This is a genomic window from Pseudomonas sp. Leaf129 (genome assembly GCF_001423465.1).
GTDB classification, from domain to species: Bacteria; Pseudomonadota; Gammaproteobacteria; order Pseudomonadales; family Pseudomonadaceae; genus Aquipseudomonas; species Aquipseudomonas coleopterorum.
This window is the reverse complement of sequence record NZ_LMOC01000008.1, coordinates 75768-91380: the sequence shown is the minus strand read 5'-3', so window position 1 is coordinate 91380 and position 15613 is coordinate 75768. Positions and strand designations below refer to the sequence as shown.

14 protein-coding genes are annotated in these 15613 nt (G+C 62.5%); 3 read left to right on the top strand and 11 right to left on the bottom strand.

Annotated features, from left to right (window positions below):
- Nucleotides 1-66: 66 nt before the first annotated feature.
- Entirely contained in the window at nt 67-447 is a 381-nt protein-coding gene (locus ASF66_RS14470; RefSeq protein ID WP_056844357.1) for a hypothetical protein, read from the bottom strand.
- 447 nt (nt 448-894) lie between these two features.
- Here ASF66_RS14470 and ASF66_RS14465 point away from each other — a divergent pair, with 447 nt between their 5' ends.
- The gene (locus ASF66_RS14465; RefSeq protein ID WP_056844356.1) at nt 895-2967 is read left to right on the top strand and encodes an AsmA family protein; all 2073 of its coding nucleotides are present in this window, start codon (nt 895-897) and stop codon (nt 2965-2967) included.
- Nucleotides 2968-3136: 169 nt separating this feature from the next.
- Here the strand turns inward: ASF66_RS14465 and ASF66_RS14460 are convergent, their stop codons facing one another.
- Both ASF66_RS14460 and osmE read right to left on the bottom strand, forming a co-directional pair.
- Nucleotides 3137-3676, bottom strand: a complete 540-nt coding sequence (locus tag ASF66_RS14460) for a ferritin-like domain-containing protein (RefSeq protein WP_043191077.1) — start codon at nt 3674-3676, stop codon at nt 3137-3139.
- 183 nt (nt 3677-3859) lie between these two features.
- Entirely contained in the window at nt 3860-4207 is a 348-nt protein-coding gene (osmE, locus tag ASF66_RS14455) for an osmotically-inducible lipoprotein OsmE (protein WP_049862004.1), read from the bottom strand.
- 240 nt (nt 4208-4447) lie between these two features.
- Here osmE and ASF66_RS14450 point away from each other — a divergent pair, with 240 nt between their 5' ends.
- On the top strand, nt 4448-5458 hold the full coding sequence (locus ASF66_RS14450; protein WP_049862003.1) for an AI-2E family transporter: 1011 nt from the start codon (nt 4448-4450) through the stop codon (nt 5456-5458).
- A 116-nt stretch (nt 5459-5574) separates the two neighbouring features.
- On the opposite strand, the gene ASF66_RS14445 is transcribed toward ASF66_RS14450, so the two are convergent.
- Entirely contained in the window at nt 5575-6846 is a 1272-nt protein-coding gene (locus tag ASF66_RS14445) for an Hsp70 family protein (RefSeq protein ID WP_056844355.1), read from the bottom strand.
- Between the two features lie 235 nt (nt 6847-7081).
- Here ASF66_RS14445 and ASF66_RS14440 point away from each other — a divergent pair, with 235 nt between their 5' ends.
- On the top strand, nt 7082-8056 hold the full coding sequence (locus ASF66_RS14440; protein WP_049862001.1) for a DnaJ C-terminal domain-containing protein: 975 nt from the start codon (nt 7082-7084) through the stop codon (nt 8054-8056).
- 37 nt (nt 8057-8093) lie between these two features.
- Here the strand turns inward: ASF66_RS14440 and ASF66_RS14435 are convergent, their stop codons facing one another.
- The 7 genes from ASF66_RS14435 to urtE form a co-directional block, all read right to left on the bottom strand.
- On the bottom strand, nt 8094-10640 hold the full coding sequence (locus ASF66_RS14435) for a membrane-targeted effector domain-containing toxin (RefSeq protein WP_056844354.1): 2547 nt from the start codon (nt 10638-10640) through the stop codon (nt 8094-8096).
- Nucleotides 10641-10781: 141 nt separating this feature from the next.
- Nucleotides 10782-12482: an urease subunit alpha gene (gene ureC / locus ASF66_RS14430; RefSeq protein WP_049861999.1), complete on the bottom strand. Its 1701-nt coding sequence runs from the start codon at nt 12480-12482 to the stop codon at nt 10782-10784.
- A gap of 135 nt (nt 12483-12617) precedes the next feature.
- Nucleotides 12618-12923: an urease subunit beta gene (locus tag ASF66_RS14425; RefSeq protein WP_056844353.1), complete on the bottom strand. Its 306-nt coding sequence runs from the start codon at nt 12921-12923 to the stop codon at nt 12618-12620.
- Nucleotides 12924-12957: 34 nt separating this feature from the next.
- Complete coding sequence (locus ASF66_RS14420; protein ID WP_056844352.1) at nt 12958-13476, bottom strand: GNAT family N-acetyltransferase; 519 nt, start codon at nt 13474-13476, stop codon at nt 12958-12960.
- Between the two features lie 9 nt (nt 13477-13485).
- The gene (locus ASF66_RS14415; RefSeq protein ID WP_049861996.1) at nt 13486-13788 is read right to left on the bottom strand and encodes an urease subunit gamma; all 303 of its coding nucleotides are present in this window, start codon (nt 13786-13788) and stop codon (nt 13486-13488) included.
- Between the two features lie 172 nt (nt 13789-13960).
- On the bottom strand, nt 13961-14800 hold the full coding sequence (locus ASF66_RS14410; RefSeq protein ID WP_049861995.1) for an urease accessory protein UreD: 840 nt from the start codon (nt 14798-14800) through the stop codon (nt 13961-13963).
- Nucleotides 14801-14832: 32 nt separating this feature from the next.
- Nucleotides 14833-15531: an urea ABC transporter ATP-binding subunit UrtE gene (gene urtE, locus ASF66_RS14405; RefSeq protein WP_049861994.1), complete on the bottom strand. Its 699-nt coding sequence runs from the start codon at nt 15529-15531 to the stop codon at nt 14833-14835.
- Nucleotides 15532-15613: the final 82 nt, after the last annotated feature.

Genomic DNA, 15613 nt, shown 5'->3' with positions numbered 1-15613 from the left:
GTCAGGCTGGATCGGAAAGCCCGGTCTGGAGAAACCGGGCTTTGTCGGAGACCTCGAACACCAGGCTCATGCGTTGGCTTGGTCTTGACGATCGAGCAGGCGCTGCGAGCCATTCTCGGCGAAGGTGCCTTKTGGGGTGCGATCCGARCCGTCTTCAGCGAAGGTGGCCTGAGGGGTGCGATCGGAACCRTTCTCGGCGAAGGTGCCTTGTGGGGTGCGATCCGAACCGTCTTCAGCGAAGGTGGCCTGAGGGGTGCGRTCSGAACCGTTCTCAGCGACAGTGCCTTGTGGGGTACGGTCCGAGCCATCTTCGGCCAGGTAGGGCTGGCTGTAGCTGGCAGCGCTGGAGCGAAGCTCGGCGGAAACACTTTGATCCGCAGCTGGCATGGCGAAAGCGTTGGCAGCGAGGACGGACAGGGTCAGGGAAAGCAGCAATTGGCGTTTCATGATGTAGGCGCTCCTTGGGAGGGCAGAAATTGGGTACAGAGCCAATGCTACTCTTTGAAATTCGATAGAAAAGTTCATAAAGGCAATGGTAACAATCAACGAAAATGATGTTTTGCCGCGAGGGCTCTAGATCGAGGGTTTCAGTGCACCAGCGCGGGGATTTTCGCGGGCTTGGGCACCGTTGTCGGGCGTCACCATCGGTAACGTTGATAGTGAATGACGCATGCGTATTTCGGATTGGACGCGTTTTATCGGGCGGATCCCATGCACCGCCGACGCGGCTTGCGCCGCTGCTACAGGGGCATACCGCGATCCCCGTAGCAGCGGCGCAAGCCGCGTCCGGGCTCGAAAAACCCAAAAACTAAACCCTCAAGGCGTTTATCAGTCCTACCCTTGTTGGTAGTACCCCCTGTGCTCGCGGGAGCACGCAGTCTCAAGGAGCCCGCAATGACGCGCCCACGTAAAATCGTCGCCTGGACCCTGGGCAGCCTGTTGGTCCTGCTGCTGATAGTGGTAGTGGTGATCGCCACCTTCGATTGGAATCGAATCAAACCCACAATCAACGAAAAGGTTTCCGAAGCCCTGCATCGTCCTTTTGCCATCAATGGTGACCTCGCCGTGCATTGGCAGCGTGAAGAGGATGAAGGTGGCTGGCGTGCCTGGGTGCCGTGGCCGCGTTTCGTCGCCCAGGACATCACCCTGGGCAACCCCGATTGGTCGTCGAAACCTCAGATGGCCAGCCTGCAGAAGGTCGAATTTCGTCTTGCGCCGCTGCCGCTGCTAGCCCAGCGCGTGGTCATACCGCGTATCGACCTGACCGGTCCCGATGTCTCTCTGCAACGTCTGGCCGATGGTCGCGCCAACTGGACCTTCCAGTTCGATGAAAAGGACCCCGACGCCGAGCCGTCCAAATGGGTCATGGACATTGGCTCCATCGGCTTCGACAAGGGCGTGGTGGCGTTCGACGACCAGACGCTCAAGACTTCGGTCAAGGTGTTGATCGACCCATTGGGTAAACCCATTCCGTTCAGCGACATCGTCGGCAGCGGTGCGGCCAAGAAAGTCGCCGACCAAGGTGCCAGTGCGCAGGACTACGCGTTCGGCTTCAAGGTCGATGGTCGCTACAAGGACCTGCCGCTCTCGGGCTCGGGCAAGATCGGCGGGCTATTGGCGCTGCAGGACGCTACTCGGCCGTTTCCCGTGCAGGTCGATGTGCGTATCGCCGACACCCGCGCTGCGGTTGCCGGCACTCTGACCGATCCGCGCAACCTGGGCGCGCTGGATTTGCGCCTGCGCCTGAGTGGCAGCAGCCTGGGCAATCTCTACCCACTGACCGGCGTGACCCTGCCGGATTCTCCCGCGTACGAAACCGATGGGCACTTGTTGGTCAAGCTGCACGAGCCTGGCGGCGCGTCGTTTCGCTATGAGGATTTCAACGGCAAGATCGGCAACAGCGACATCCATGGCAACCTGGGCTTCGTCGCCAGCCAGCCTCGGCCAAAGCTGAGCGGCGCGCTGGTGTCGAACCAGTTGTTGTTCGCCGACCTCAAGCCGTTGATCGGTGCCGACTCCAATGCCGAGCAGAAGGCCCGCGGCGGAGCGAGCAAGCAACCGGCCGGCAAGGTCCTGCCGGTGGAAGAGTTCAAGACCGACCGCTGGCGCGCCATGGACGCCGACGTCGAATTCACCGGGCGCAAGATCGTCCACAGCGAAGACCTGCCGTTCACTGACCTGTACACCCATGTCGTGCTGGACGACGGCAACCTGCGCCTGGAACCGCTGCGCTTCGGCGTGGCCGGCGGCAAGCTCGACGCACAGATCTCGCTGAACGGCCGGACCACGCCGTTGCAGGGTCGGGCCAAATTGACCGCGCGCGGCTTTCAGCTCAAGCAACTGTTCCCCTCGTTCGAACCCATGCGCACCAGCTTCGGTCAGCTCAACGGCGACGCCGACATTGCCGGCACCGGCAATTCGGTGGCGGCGCTGCTGGGGACGGCCAATGGCAATCTGAAAATGCTCGTCAATGATGGCGCGGTGAGCCGCGACCTGATGGAGATTGCCGGGCTGAACGTCGGCAACTACCTGGTCGGCAAGATCTTCGGTGACAAGGAAGTCGACATCAACTGCGCGGCCGCGTCCCTGGGCATCAAGAACGGGCTGGCCAGCACCGATCTGTTCGTCTTCGATACCGAGAACGCGATCATCTATATCGATGGCACGGTGAATTTCAGGCAGGAACAACTGGACCTGAAGATCTCGCCGGAGTCCAAGGGTTTCCGCCTGCTGTCGCTGCGCTCGCCGCTGTACGTGCGCGGCCCGTTCGCCAAGCCCAATGCCGGCGTGCAGGCGGTACCGTTGCTGTTGCGCGGGGCTGGCATGGTCGCCCTTGGCGCGACCATCGGGCCTGCGGCAGGCCTGCTGGCGCTGGTAGCACCCAGCGGTGGTGAGCCGAACCAGTGCACGCCGCTGCTGCAGCAGATGAAGGCGGGCAAGGCACCGAAGACGGTACCTGGATCCTGAGCCGATTCCCGTAGGAGCGGTCATCGGCCGCGAATCAGACGCTGCGGTGTGTCAGTTGCACTGCGTCGCGTGTTTCGCGGCCACGGACCGCTCCTACAGGGTGCAGGCAAAATGACCGGGCATAAAAAAGCCAGAACCTGAGTTCTGGCTTGGGACCTGCGACTTACGATTACAGCGCGTTGTAAATGTCGGCCATGTCGTCGGCGTGTTCTTCTTCCTGGGCCAGGATGTCTTCGAAGATGCGGCGAGTGGTAGGGTCCTTGTCACCGATGTACTGGATGATTTCGCGGTAGCTGTCGATAGCGATCCGCTCGGCCACCAGATCTTCGTAGACCATTTCCTTGAGCGTGTTGCCTGCCACGTATTGAGCGTGGGAGTTCTTGCTCAGCAGGTCCGGGTTGAATTCCGGCTCGCCGCCCAGTTGCACGATGCGCTCGGCCAACTTGTCGGCGTGTTCGGCTTCCTGCTCGGCGTGCTCGAGGAATTCATCGGCCGCAATGCTGGCCTTCAGGCCACTGGCCATGAAGTAGTGGCGCTTGTAGCGCAGCACGCACACCAGTTCGGTGGCCAGCGAGCCGTTGAGCAGTTTGATGATCTCTTCGCGGTCGGCGTTGTAGCCTTCGGTGACGGCGCCTTGATCGACGTTCTGACGTGCGCGGGCACGCAGGTCTTGTACGGATGTCAGTTGGGAAGTTTCGAGGTTCAGCATGTCTATCTCCAGCTATACGGTTTGAGCCGTCGCGCTCTGTTGTTCCGAACTCGGAACCCGGCGGGATCGGTGCAGATGCGTCATTGCATGAATGTCGCTACAGGAATGTGAGTGGCGGCGGCGACGAAAAGTTTTATTACAAATGGCCTGGGGAGGGCCTTTCGTCAGCCGCCTGAAGCAGGTTTACGGCGCGGTTTCGTTCAGCTTGCGCTGCTCGCAGGTCATGAAGCCTTTGGTCGCGACACGGCCTGAGCTGTCGAAGCTGACGTAGTAAGGCTGTTGATGGCCTTCACGGTTGAGGATGTAGTTGTTGCAAGTGCCATAGGCTGAGTTGGCGGTGCCTGCAACGACGGTCGACGGTGTGCCGCCGATGGCCAGAACCTGCTGCATGGTCATGCCTTTCTCGACCTGCTTGACCAGCGGTGCGTCGCGATAGGTCACGAAGTCCACCGGGTTCTGCACGGTGGTATTCGACGAACAGCCGGCCAGCGAGGCGATGACACACAGTGCAGCCAAGGATTGCTTGTACATGGGGAGTCGCTCCTTCGATGGGCCGAGAGTGGCCCCGTGCTGGTTTGGAGCATGGTGAGGAGACGATAGTTCTGAAATTTTTCGCCCGTCGACTGGCTGGCCAGGCCGTCCGCGGGCAGCCCACGCTGGAAAACAAATGACGCAATTTAGCCGGGGCCGCGCATGCGTTCGTCTACTGGCCCTTCGCTCGCAACGCTGGCAGACTGCCTGTCCTTTCGAATCGCTCGCTTCTGAGGCTTTATGCCCATGTTCTCTTCGCGTCAAGTGCTGATCGCCAGCTGGATTCTGGTGTTTGGCGGCCTTTTGCTGGTCTTGCCGATGCGCCTGCTGCCCAGCCTGTTGGCGGGCTTGCTGGTGTTCGAACTGGTCAACATGCTGACTCCGCAGCTGGAGCGATTGATCGCCGGGCGTCGTGCGCGGTGGGTGGCGGTGGCGCTGCTGGGCACTCTGGTGGTCAGCAGCCTGGCGCTGCTGTTCGCCGGCGTCATCAGCTTCGTCCTGCACGAAGCGGAAAACCCGGGTGCTTCGCTGAACAAGTTCATGGGCGTGGTCGATCGTGCGCGCGGCCAGTTGCCGCCCTTCATCGACGCCTACCTGCCGGCCAGCGCCGCCGAATTTCGCGTGGCCATCAGCGGCTGGCTGAGCAAGCACCTGAGCGATCTGCAACTGGTCGGCAAGGATGCCGCGCACATGTTCGTGACCTTGCTGATCGGCATGGTGTTGGGCGCCATCATCGCGCTGCAGGCGATTCCCGATCCCGACCAGCGCAAGCCCCTGGCGGCGGCGCTGTTCGACCGTCTGGCGTTGCTGGTGCGGGCCTTTCGCAACATCGTCTTCGCGCAGATCAAGATTTCCCTGCTGAACACCTTCTTCACGGCCATTTTCCTGGCCGTGGTACTGCCGTTATGTGGGATCAAGCTGCCGCTGACCAAGACCCTCATCGTGCTGACCTTTCTGCTCGGGCTGTTGCCGGTGATCGGCAACCTGATCTCGAACACCTTGATCACCATCGTCGGGCTGTCGCTGTCGATCTGGGTGGCCATGGCGGCGCTGGGTTATCTGATACTCATCCACAAGGTCGAGTACTTCCTCAACGCGCGGATCGTCGGTGGGCAGATCAGTGCCAAGTCGTGGGAGCTGCTGCTGGCGATGCTGATCTTCGAGGCAGCCTTCGGGCTGCCCGGGGTGGTGGCGGGGCCGATCTACTATGCGTATCTGAAGAGTGAGCTGAAGCAGGCTCAGTTGGTGTAAAACTTACTGGCCTCTTCGCGGGCAGAGGGCTCGCCGCCCGCCCCGCTCCCACAATGCCCGCCCCCCCCACAGATATTGTGGGAGCGGGCTCTGCCCGCGAAGAGGCCTAGCCTGCCTTACTCGGTGCCGTAGCGCTTGCGCGCCTCGATGGCCAGGCCGCTGCCGATGCTGCCAAAAATGTTGCCTTCCACATGCCGCGCATTGGGCAGCATTGCCGCAACGCTGTTGCGCAGCGCCGGGATGCCGCTCGAACCGCCGGTGAAGAACACCGTGTCGACCTGCTCCACGCCTACGCCCGCCTTGATCAGCAATTCGCCGACACTGCCGCGCACGCGCTCGAGCAGGTTGTCGATGGCGGCCTCGAACAACGCCCGGGTCAGCTCCACGCTCAAGCCCGACTCGATCCGGTCCAGCGGCACGTGGCGACTGGCCGCCTCGGTCAGCTGGATCTTGGTCTCTTCCACTTCCATGGCCAGCCAGTGTCCGGCTTTCTGCTCGATCAGCTTGAACAGGCGGTCGATACCGTCGGTGTCCTGGATGTCATAGCGCATGCTGCCAAGGGCCAGTTGCGACTTCTGCAGGTACACCGAGTTGATGGTGTGCCAGGTGGCCAGGTTCATATGGTGGCTGGTCGGCATGAAGGCGCCGCTCTTCATCCGGCTGCCGTAGCCGAACAACGGCATGACGCCTTGCAGGCTGAGCTGCTTGTCGAAGTCGGTCCCGCCGATGTGCACGCCACCGGTGGCCAGGATGTCCTCGGCACGGTCGTCCAGCCCACGGCGCTCGGGCGCCAGGCGCACCAGGGAAAAGTCGGACGTACCACCGCCAATGTCGACGATCAGCACCAGTTCTTCACGTTCGATGGTGGACTCGTAATCGAAGGCGGCTGCAATGGGCTCGAACTGGAACGACACGTCCTTGAAGCCGACCTTTTTCGCCACCTCGGCCAGGGTGTCTTCGGCTTCCTGGTCGGCGGCCGCGTCGTCGTCGACGAAATGCACCGGACGGCCCAGCACGACCTGATCGAACGCACGACCGGCGTTGGCCTCGGCACGCTGCTTGAGCTCGCCGATGAACAGCCCGAGCAAGTCCTTGAACGGCATCGCCGTGCCCAGCACGCTGGTGTCGTGCTTGATCAGCTTGGAGCCCAGCAGGCTCTTGAGCGAACGCATCAGACGGCCTTCATAGCCCTCCAGGTATTCATGCAGGGCCAGGCGACCGTAAACCGGACGTCGCTCTTCGAAGTTGAAGAAGATCACCGAAGGCAGGGTGATCTTGCCCTCTTCCAGCACGATCAGCGTCTCGCTGCCCGGGCGATGCCAGCCGACAGTGGAGTTGGAAGTGCCGAAGTCGATGCCGCAGGCGCGGGCCGGGGATGCGTTTTTCATGGCAAGGCGGGTCTGTTCAAAAAACGGCCGCGCAGTGTATGCCAGTTGCGTACAGAATCAAGAGCCGCGGCTGTCTTGAAAGTGCGCCGGCGGCCCCAACCTTCTAGCCATCGACCGGGCTGTACAACTCACTGTTCACATCCAGTGGCCTGCAGCCGATAAACTTCCCATGCGTTGCCGAGTCCGACCAATAGGCGCGGGCGGCGCGCATTCGCTCATTGATGGTGATGCTTAGATGGATTTCAAAGACTACTACAAGATTCTGGGCGTCGAGCCGACGGCGGACGAGAAGGCGATCAAGACCGCCTACCGCAAGCTTGCGCGTAAATACCACCCCGACGTCAGCAAGGAAAAGGACGCCGAGGACAAGTTCAAGGAAGCCAGCGAGGCCTACGAAGCGCTGAGCAATGCCGACAAGCGCGCCGAATACGACGAGCTGCGCAAATACGGCCAGCACGGTCGCCCGTTCCAGGGGCCGCCGGGCTGGCAGGGGCGTGGCGGCGGTGGTTTCCATGAGGAAAGCGCGGGCGATTTCTCGGATTTCTTCAGCACCATCTTCGGCAACAGCGGCGGTGGTCGCGGTGCGGCCGGTGGCAATCCGTTCGGGCGGGGTGGGCAGCAGCGCAGCCCGGCGCGCAACGGGCAGGACGTGGAGATGGAGCTGTCGATTTCGCTTGAAGAAACCCTGGCCGACGAGTCGAAGAAGATCAGCTTCAAGGTGCCGCAATACAACGCCGGCGGTCAGCGCCTGACCGATGTGGTCAAGAACCTCAATGTGAAGATTCCCGCAGGCGTTGCCGACGGCGAACGCATTCGCCTCAAGGGCCAGGGCGCGCCGGGCGTCGCCGGCGGTGCCAGCGGCGATCTGTTCCTGACCTTGCGTCTGGCAGCCCATCCATTGTTCGAGGTGGATGCCGGCGACCTGGTGATTCAGGTGCCGTTGGCGCCGTGGGAAGTAGCGTTGGGCACCAAGGTCGCCGTGCCCACTTTGACCGGCCGGATCAACCTGACGATCCGCCCGGACAGCCAGAACGGTCAGCGCCTGCGGGTCAAGGGCATGGGCCTGAAGAACAAGCAGGGCGGGCGCGGTGACCTGTTCGCGCAGATCAAGGTGGTCATGCCCCCGGCAGCCGACGAGAGCACCAAGGCCGCGTGGCAGGCCTTGGCACAGCATGCCGACTTCGACCCGCGGCAGGACTGGGGGCGCTGATCGAGCATCCGTTCAGGCCTGGCGCGAGTCGGGGTGGTCAGCGAACCCGGGTCTCGCTGTCGGTGGGTTTGCCAGGCAACGGCAGCTTGAGGCTGATATCGCCACGGATGGGGATCAAGCCCGGCGAGAGCACCTCGCCCGTATCTGCGGCGAAACGCAGGGGCTGATCGAAGTCCACCCACGTGACCCGCAGGCTCGGCGTACCCATGATGTTGGCCAGCCCCGGGGTGCGATTGTGGTGGTTGGCCAGCAATTGATCGGTCAAGGCCAGCCACTTTTCATCAGGCTTGCCGCTCTGTAGCGCTTCGATGCGCTTGTACGCGTAGTACACGCGCATGCGTTGGCCCAGATGCGCCGAGGGGGTTTGCAGCCCGTCGGTGGACGAGCTCGCCGCGCAGTCCAGCGCTTTCACACTGATGCCCTGGCGACGGGCCTCCACCAGCACCTGACGAAGGGTGTAGCGCCCCGTGTCCAGCGTGGTACCGCGGGTGTGCAGGGTACGCAGTTGCTTTTCCAGCTCGCGGGAGAACGTGCCGGTTTTCTCGAACTCGTCCAGCGCCGTCTGGTGCAGATCCTTGAGCAATCCCTGGACATACAGCGTCTTGACCTGCTGCGCTTTGAGCGTTGACATGTACTTGATCAACAGCTGGCAGCTGCCCACGGCGTTGGTCCCCTCATTGATCACCAGACCGTTGTTGATGGCGAACACCTGCGTCAGGAACTCTTTTGGCGTCATGGTAACGGTGATCGCTGGCAATCTAGGGCTGATCTGAGGCAGTGAACCCTGGAAAAACGCTTCGGCCTGGCTGCCCAGGGTCTGTCGAAGCTCGATCAGCTGTGAGCGCGCGGTGCGCAGAACGCTGTCGATGGGTCCGGTCATCAACTGATGCGCGTTGGGACTGATGAGCATGGTGGTGATGTCGCGAAAACCGGGGTCGGTATCGAACGCCGCCAGTGCATCCGTTGCGGCCGTCTGATCTTGGGGGGCGGTCAGGGTGAACAGCTCCCAGCGGCCCATCCAGTCCTTCTGCACAGGCCAGCTTCCGATGATCTGCTGTGGCGCAATGGGGTCGACGATCACCCATCGGTCCAGGGCTTCGATGTGCAGGGCCTGAAACACCTTGCCGTCCATGCGCAGGTAGTGGTTGCCTTCAACGGTAGTGTAAATGCCTTGGTAGATGCCTGTGCCCTCGGTCAGACCGGTCAGGTCTTCCTGGGTAGCAACCGCATCCAACTGCGAGTTGCCGGTAACGATGCGGTCGATCTGGGCCAGATCTGCTTCATCCAGTTCAAGTGCAGCACCCAGTTCCTCGAAGCTTCCCAATTCGGCTATGGCATCGTCGCCTACCCCGCGCAACATGGGCATATCCAGCAGAATGTTCAACGCATCCAGTATCGCCGCTGTGAACGCGGCCTGACGGGCCGCTCGGGTCTCGCCGTGTACGGCCTTGGCCAGGTGCGTGCCGAAGGCAATCGAACCGGCTGCCACCGCCACCAGCGCGACGCCCGTATCCGCCGGAGCCAGCGGGGTGACGATGCGCATGAAGGCTTCCAGGTCGATCAGGAACAGTTCCTTGCGCAGTTCGTGGTTGGAGGCCAGAAGCTCTTTGGCATCGAGCTTGAGACGTTCGCGCACCGTGTCGAAGAGGAACGTGAACACGTCCTTGTCGATCACTTTGCTGACGCCGTTGAGCAACCGCTGACCTGATTGCCAAGGCGTCGTGCGAATGCGCTCGAGGGTGGCGAGCAGCAGTTTGCGGGGTGGTACCGTGGACTCTCCGGCGGTATTGAAATGGCCGATCAGACGCTCGCGGCCATGTTCTTCGGCGGCAGTTTCGGCGATCCACTCGTACAGCTGCTGCTCGTTGTGAAAGGTTCTGAACCAGCCCGCTGGCATGTACAGAATTTCCGGCCCTTCGGCGGTGGTGATGCGCAGGATGTCGAACGAGGTCAGGTCGCCCAGGGTGAAACTTTTGACCGACGACAGGGTGCGCTGAGTATGCAGGCGTTGCAGGTCATCCAGCGTAGGTGGTATGGCGATCGGCCCGGCGAACGCATCGAACACCAGTTTGAGCTGTTTGTTGCTCAATGCGCCTGTGTTGTAGGCGTTCCAGGTGAAGCTGAAGAACAGGATCTTGATCAACACCCGGCCGTCGTCGGCGTAGTCGCGCAGGAAGGCATTCAGGCGCCGCTGATAGTGACTGGAAAAATCGGTCGCCCAGAACTCCTTCATGATCTTCGAAGGCGCCAGCGGTACCTCGTTGGTCTCGTTGTAGATTCCCGCACCCTTGACGGTGTAGAAGCCCGACATCTGATCGAGCAGGTCGAAGTTGATCTGGTAGAAGGTCCTGAAGCGCCGCAGCACCAGCTCGGTGACCGTGAGCGTTTCCTTCGGCTTGCCGTTGTGCTGCTGGCCGGTATAGGCCAGGCTACTGGTCTGGGCGTTGTCGAAGTCGTGCCAATAGACTTGGTCCGGATCCAGGTCAAGATGAGTATGGAACTTCAGCAGCTTGATGCCCCAATCACGTGCCGACTCGCGTACGTCCGGAAAGTGTTGGTAATAGCGTTCGGCAATAGCTCTCACGTTCGCCGCCGTAAGGGGGGTTGGGACAGGGGTCGCAATAGGGGGTGTGGTGGTCATGTGTCGCTCCTCGTTGAGTGGAGCGACACCTTAGGAAAACCGGGGCGTGGTGAAGACCTACATAGTTAGACCGCTCAAGCTGCCTCAGAACAGGAAATAGCGCTGGGCCATGGGCAACACGTCGGCCGGCTCGCACCAGAGCAACACCCCATCGGCCTTGACCTGATACGTCTGGGGGTCGACATCGATGTCGGGCAGGTAAGCGTTATGGATCAGGTCGGTCTTCTGTACCGAGCGGCAGCCCTTGACCACGGCGATCTGCTTCTTCAGGCCTAGGCGCTCAGGCACTCCGGCGTCCAGCGCCGCTTGGCTGATGAAAGTCAGGCTGGTGGCGTGGCGCGAGCCGTCGAAGCTGGCGAACATGGGGCGGTAGTGCACCGGCTGCGGCGTGGGGATCGAGGCATTGGCATCGCCCATGAGGCTGGCGGCGATGGCGCCTCCCTTGAGGATCAAGGTCGGCTTGACGCCGAAGAAGGCCGGGCGCCAGAGCACCAGGTCCGCCCATTTGCCGATTTCGACCGAGCCCACTTCGTGGCTGATGCCATGGGTGATGGCCGGGTTGATGGTGTACTTGGCGATGTAGCGTTTGGCGCGGAAGTTGTCGTTGCCCTCGGCGTCTTCGGGCAGCGGGCCGCGTTGTTTCTTCATCTTGTCGGCGGTCTGCCAGGTGCGCGTGATCACTTCGCCGACGCGGCCCATGGCCTGGCTGTCGGAGCTGATCATGGAGAACGCGCCGAGGTCGTGGAGGATGTCTTCGGCGGCAATGGTCTCGCGGCGAATGCGGCTTTCGGCGAAGGCCACGTCCTCGGCGATGCTGGGGTCCAGGTGATGGCAGACCATGAGCATGTCCAGGTGCTCGTCGATGGTGTTGCGGGTGAACGGGCGGGTCGGGTTGGTCGAGCTGGGCAACACGTTGGCGAAGCCGCAGGCCTTGATGATGTCCGGGGCGTGGCCGCCGCCGGCGCCTTCGGTGTGGTAGGTATGGATGGTGCGGCCCTTGAAGGCGGCGAGGGTGGTCTCAACGAAGCCCGACTCGTTGAGGGTGTCGGTATGGATGGCGACCTGCACGTCGTACTGGTCGGCCACGCTCAGGCAATTGTCGATGGCTGCAGGCGTGGTGCCCCAGTCTTCGTGCAGCTTGAGGCCGATGGCCCCGGCCTTGACCTGCTCTATCAGCGGCTCGGGCAGGCTGGCGTTGCCCTTGCCGGTGAAACCGATGTTCATGGCGAAGGCATCGGCAGCCTGGAGCATGCGCGCCATGTGCCAGGGGCCAGAGGTGCAAGTGGTCGCGTTGGTGCCGGTGGCCGGTCCGGTGCCGCCGCCGATCATGGTGGTGACGCCGCTCATCAGCGCCTCTTCGATCTGCTGCGGGCAGATGAAGTGAATGTGGGTGTCGATGCCGCCGGCGGTCAGGATCATGCCTTCACCGGCGATCACTTCGGTGCTGGCGCCGATGGCGATGGTCACATCGGGCTGGATGTCGGGGTTGCCGGCCTTGCCGATCGCCGCGATGCGCCCGTCCTTGAGGCCGACGTCGGCCTTGACGATGCCCCAGTGATCGATGATCAGGGCATTGGTGATCAGCGTGTCGACCACTTCGGCGGCCAGCAACTGGCCTTGGCCCATGCCATCGCGGATGACCTTGCCGCCACCGAATTTGACTTCTTCGCCGTAGGTGGTGAAGTCCTTTTCCACTTCGATCCACAGGTCGGTGTCGGCCAAGCGGACTTTGTCACCGACGGTGGGGCCGAACATGTCGGCGTAGGCTTCTCTGGAAATCTTCATCGCTATGCCCTGCAATTCAATTGTGTGTGGCCCCTGTAGGAGCGGTCATCGGCCGCGAATGGCCCGCTGCGGTGTATCAGGTAGATCGCGTCGCCCCTTTCGCGGCCCAGGACCGCTCCTACAAGAGGGGCGTGTTCAGAGCTCACCCATGATGCGACCGGCGAAGCCGTACACGCGGCGCAGCCCAGCCAGGTCCACCAGTTCCACTTCGCGGCTCTGGCCCGGTTCGAAGCGCACTGCGGTTCCCGCAGGAATGTTCAGGCGCATGCCCCGGCTGGCGGCACGGTCGAAGTGCAGCGCATCGTTGGTCTCGAAAAAGTGATAGTGCGACCCCACCTGAATCGGTCGATCGCCACTGTTTGCCACGGTCAGGCTCAAGGTACGCCGCCCGACATTGAGTTCGATGTCGCCAGGCTGGATCTGGTATTGGCCGGGAATCATGGGAGAGCTCCTCGAAGTGATGAAGGACGGCGGTTCAAGCCGACTCCTGTGGCGGCTCGGCGCCGGGGTTGAGGGCCAGTTGCATGAAGGTCAGGTCCAGCCAGCGGCCGAACTTGATGCCCACCTGCGGCATTTGCCCTGTGGTGACGAAGCCCAGACGCTCATGCAGATGAACCGATGCCTGGTTGCCGCTTTCGATGGCGGCCACCATGACGTATTTGCCACGCTCGCGGGCACGCTCGATCAGCACCTGCATCAGGCGCGCGCCCAGGCCTTTGCCGCGCTGGTCGTTGCGCACATAGACCGAGTGCTCGACGCTGTAGCGAAAGCCTTCGAACGGGCGCCAGTCGCCGAACGACGCGTAGCCGCTGACCTCGCCGTGCTCCTCGGCGACCAGGATTGGGTAGTTTTGCGCCTTGCGCGCTTCGAACCAGGCCTGGCGGTTGGCCAGGTCGACCGGCTGCTCGTTCCAGATCGCGGTGGTGTTGAGCACCGCATCGTTGTAGATCGCGCAGATCCCTGGCAGGTCGCGCTCGGTGGCGTCACGAATCATGCGCGTGCCTCAGGCGATAGGTTGATGAACGGTGACCAGCTTGGTGCCGTCGGGAAACGTGGCTTCCACCTGGATCTCCGGGATCATTTCGGGGATGCCCTCCATGACCTGTTCGCGACTGAGCAGGGTGGTTCCGTAATGCATCAGTTGGGCGACCGTCTGGCCGTCGCGGGCGCCTTCGAGCAGGGCGGCGGAGATCAGCGCCATGGCCTCCGGATAATTCAGCTTGAGGCCACGGGCCAGACGGCGTTCGGCGACCAGGCCGGCGGTGAAGATCAGCATCTTGTCTTTTTCGCGAGGTGTCAGGTCCATGGGGGTTCCTTCAGAATTTTGATTGGCAGTGAGGGACTCTTCGCGGCCACTGGCCGCTCCTACAGGAAGTGCCCGGCAGATCGTCTGTGGGCGCGGACGGGTGCTGTGAACAGGTGCCCGGCGCATCGCCTGTAGGAGCGGTCAGCGGCCGCGAAAGGGCCGGCAACATCATTCAAGTGCTCCAGATCCGTGGCGCCAGGGCTTCGCGGCCCAGCAGGGCCGGGCGCAGCAGCGTCCACAGCTGGATCAGCCAGTCGCGCGCATGCAGCGCCTCGTCGGCCAGGCAGCGCGCAACCAGCAGCCCCGGCAACTGGCTCAGGTCGCCGCGCACGCGGGTCGCCAGCGCACGGCAGCGTTCGAGCAGGGCCGGGTCGATCTCGCCGGTCACCAGCAAGGTGGCGAACACCGGTTTGCCGCCCAGGCCCACGGCCGATTCGAGCAGGCCGTCGTCGCCGACGATGCGCTGGCGCTCGTGCCAGATCAGCTCGCCGTCGCGGCGGATCTCCAGGCGTGACTGGAAATGCCCCTGGTCGAAGCGCTCGGCGGCCGCCGGACGACCCACGGCCACGATATCCCAATAGAACAGCCGGGCATCGCCCTGCAGATGGATACGGGTATCCAGTTCGGCCTGGGCGGCACTGTAGACGATGGTTTCCTGAGGCAGCCATTCAAGGGTAGCGCCAGCGGCCACCTGCAGCTCGGTGCTTTGATAGGCCGGACTGAGCGCTCGGTACCACTTTGCCGCGCCCGGCGTGGTCAATTGCGCCCAGGCGTTAGCGTGAACCTGTGCGCTGATGTCCAGCCGATCGCCGCCGGCGATACCCCCCGGCGGATGCACGATGATGTGCTGGCACACCTCGGGCCCTTCGGCGTACAGATGCTTCTGCACCCGCAACGGACCCAGGTGGCGGCGCAGGGTCGGTCGCGTGCTGTCGCCGAACCGTGCGTAGCCCAACTCCAGCCGGGCGTGCCAGCTGGGCGTGTAAGGCAGGGAAGTGACAGGTAGATTCATGGCCTTCATTCTTTTTCGGGTCGCGGCAAAGATTAAATGGTTACCAGGCCACGCACACCCTCGGTTTCCATGTTTTCACCACGACCCTGCTGGACGATCTCACCGCGCGACATGACTAGGTACTGATCGGCCAGCTCGGCGGCGAAGTCATAGAACTGTTCGACCAGCAATATGGCCATGTCCCCACGCGCAGCGAGCTGCTTGATCACGGCGCCGATCTCCTTGATCACCGAAGGCTGGATGCCTTCGGTGGGCTCGTCGAGAATCAGCAGGCGCGGTCGGCTCGCCAAGGCGCGGCCGATTGCCAACTGTTGCTGTTGACCACCGGACAGGTCGCCACCACGGCGATGCTTCATCTGCAGCAGCACCGGAAACAGTTCGTAGATGAACGCCGGCACCTCGCGCGCTTCGCTGCCGGGAAAGCGCGAAAGCCCCATCAGCAGGTTTTCCTCGACCGTCAGGCGGCCGAAGATCTCGCGGCCCTGGGGTACATAGGCGATGCCTGCGTGTACCCGTTGATGTGGCTTGAACGCGGTGATCGGCTTGCCTTCCCAGGCCACGCTGCCTTGCTTGGCCGGGATCAGGCCCATCAGGCACTTGAGCAAGGTGGTCTTGCCCACGCCGTTGCGCCCGAGCAGACAGGTCACTTCGCCTATGTTCACATCGAACGACAGGCCGCGCAGGATATGGCTGCCGCCGTAGTATTGGTGAAGCTGGTCGACTTGGAGCATGGGTCTTGTCCTTGTTGTTGCAGTGTCTGAGTGGGCCTCTTCGCGGCCGCTGACCGCTCCTACAGTCGATTATCGTAGGAGC

Bases quoted from the DNA above. Each gene is read 5' to 3' on its own strand.
- ureC (WP_049861999.1), bottom strand. From the start codon at position 12,482: ATGAAGATTTCCAGAGAAGCCTACGCCGACATGTTCGGCCCCACCGTC.
- ASF66_RS14465 (WP_056844356.1), top strand. From the start codon at position 895: ATGACGCGCCCACGTAAAATCGTCGCCTGGACCCTGGGCAGCCTGTTG.
- ASF66_RS14410 (WP_049861995.1), bottom strand. From the start codon at position 14,800: ATGAATCTACCTGTCACTTCCCTGCCTTACACGCCCAGCTGGCACGCC.
- urtE (WP_049861994.1), bottom strand. From the start codon at position 15,531: ATGCTCCAAGTCGACCAGCTTCACCAATACTACGGCGGCAGCCATATC.
- osmE (WP_049862004.1), bottom strand. From the start codon at position 4,207: ATGTACAAGCAATCCTTGGCTGCACTGTGTGTCATCGCCTCGCTGGCC.
- ASF66_RS14425 (WP_056844353.1), bottom strand. From the start codon at position 12,923: ATGATTCCCGGCCAATACCAGATCCAGCCTGGCGACATCGAACTCAAT.
- ASF66_RS14445 (WP_056844355.1), bottom strand. From the start codon at position 6,846: ATGAAAAACGCATCCCCGGCCCGCGCCTGCGGCATCGACTTCGGCACT.
- ASF66_RS14460 (WP_043191077.1), bottom strand. From the start codon at position 3,676: ATGCTGAACCTCGAAACTTCCCAACTGACATCCGTACAAGACCTGCGT.
- ASF66_RS14415 (WP_049861996.1), bottom strand. From the start codon at position 13,788: ATGGACCTGACACCTCGCGAAAAAGACAAGATGCTGATCTTCACCGCC.
- ASF66_RS14450 (WP_049862003.1), top strand. From the start codon at position 4,448: ATGCCCATGTTCTCTTCGCGTCAAGTGCTGATCGCCAGCTGGATTCTG.
- ASF66_RS14440 (WP_049862001.1), top strand. From the start codon at position 7,082: ATGGATTTCAAAGACTACTACAAGATTCTGGGCGTCGAGCCGACGGCG.
- ASF66_RS14420 (WP_056844352.1), bottom strand. From the start codon at position 13,476: ATGATTCGTGACGCCACCGAGCGCGACCTGCCAGGGATCTGCGCGATC.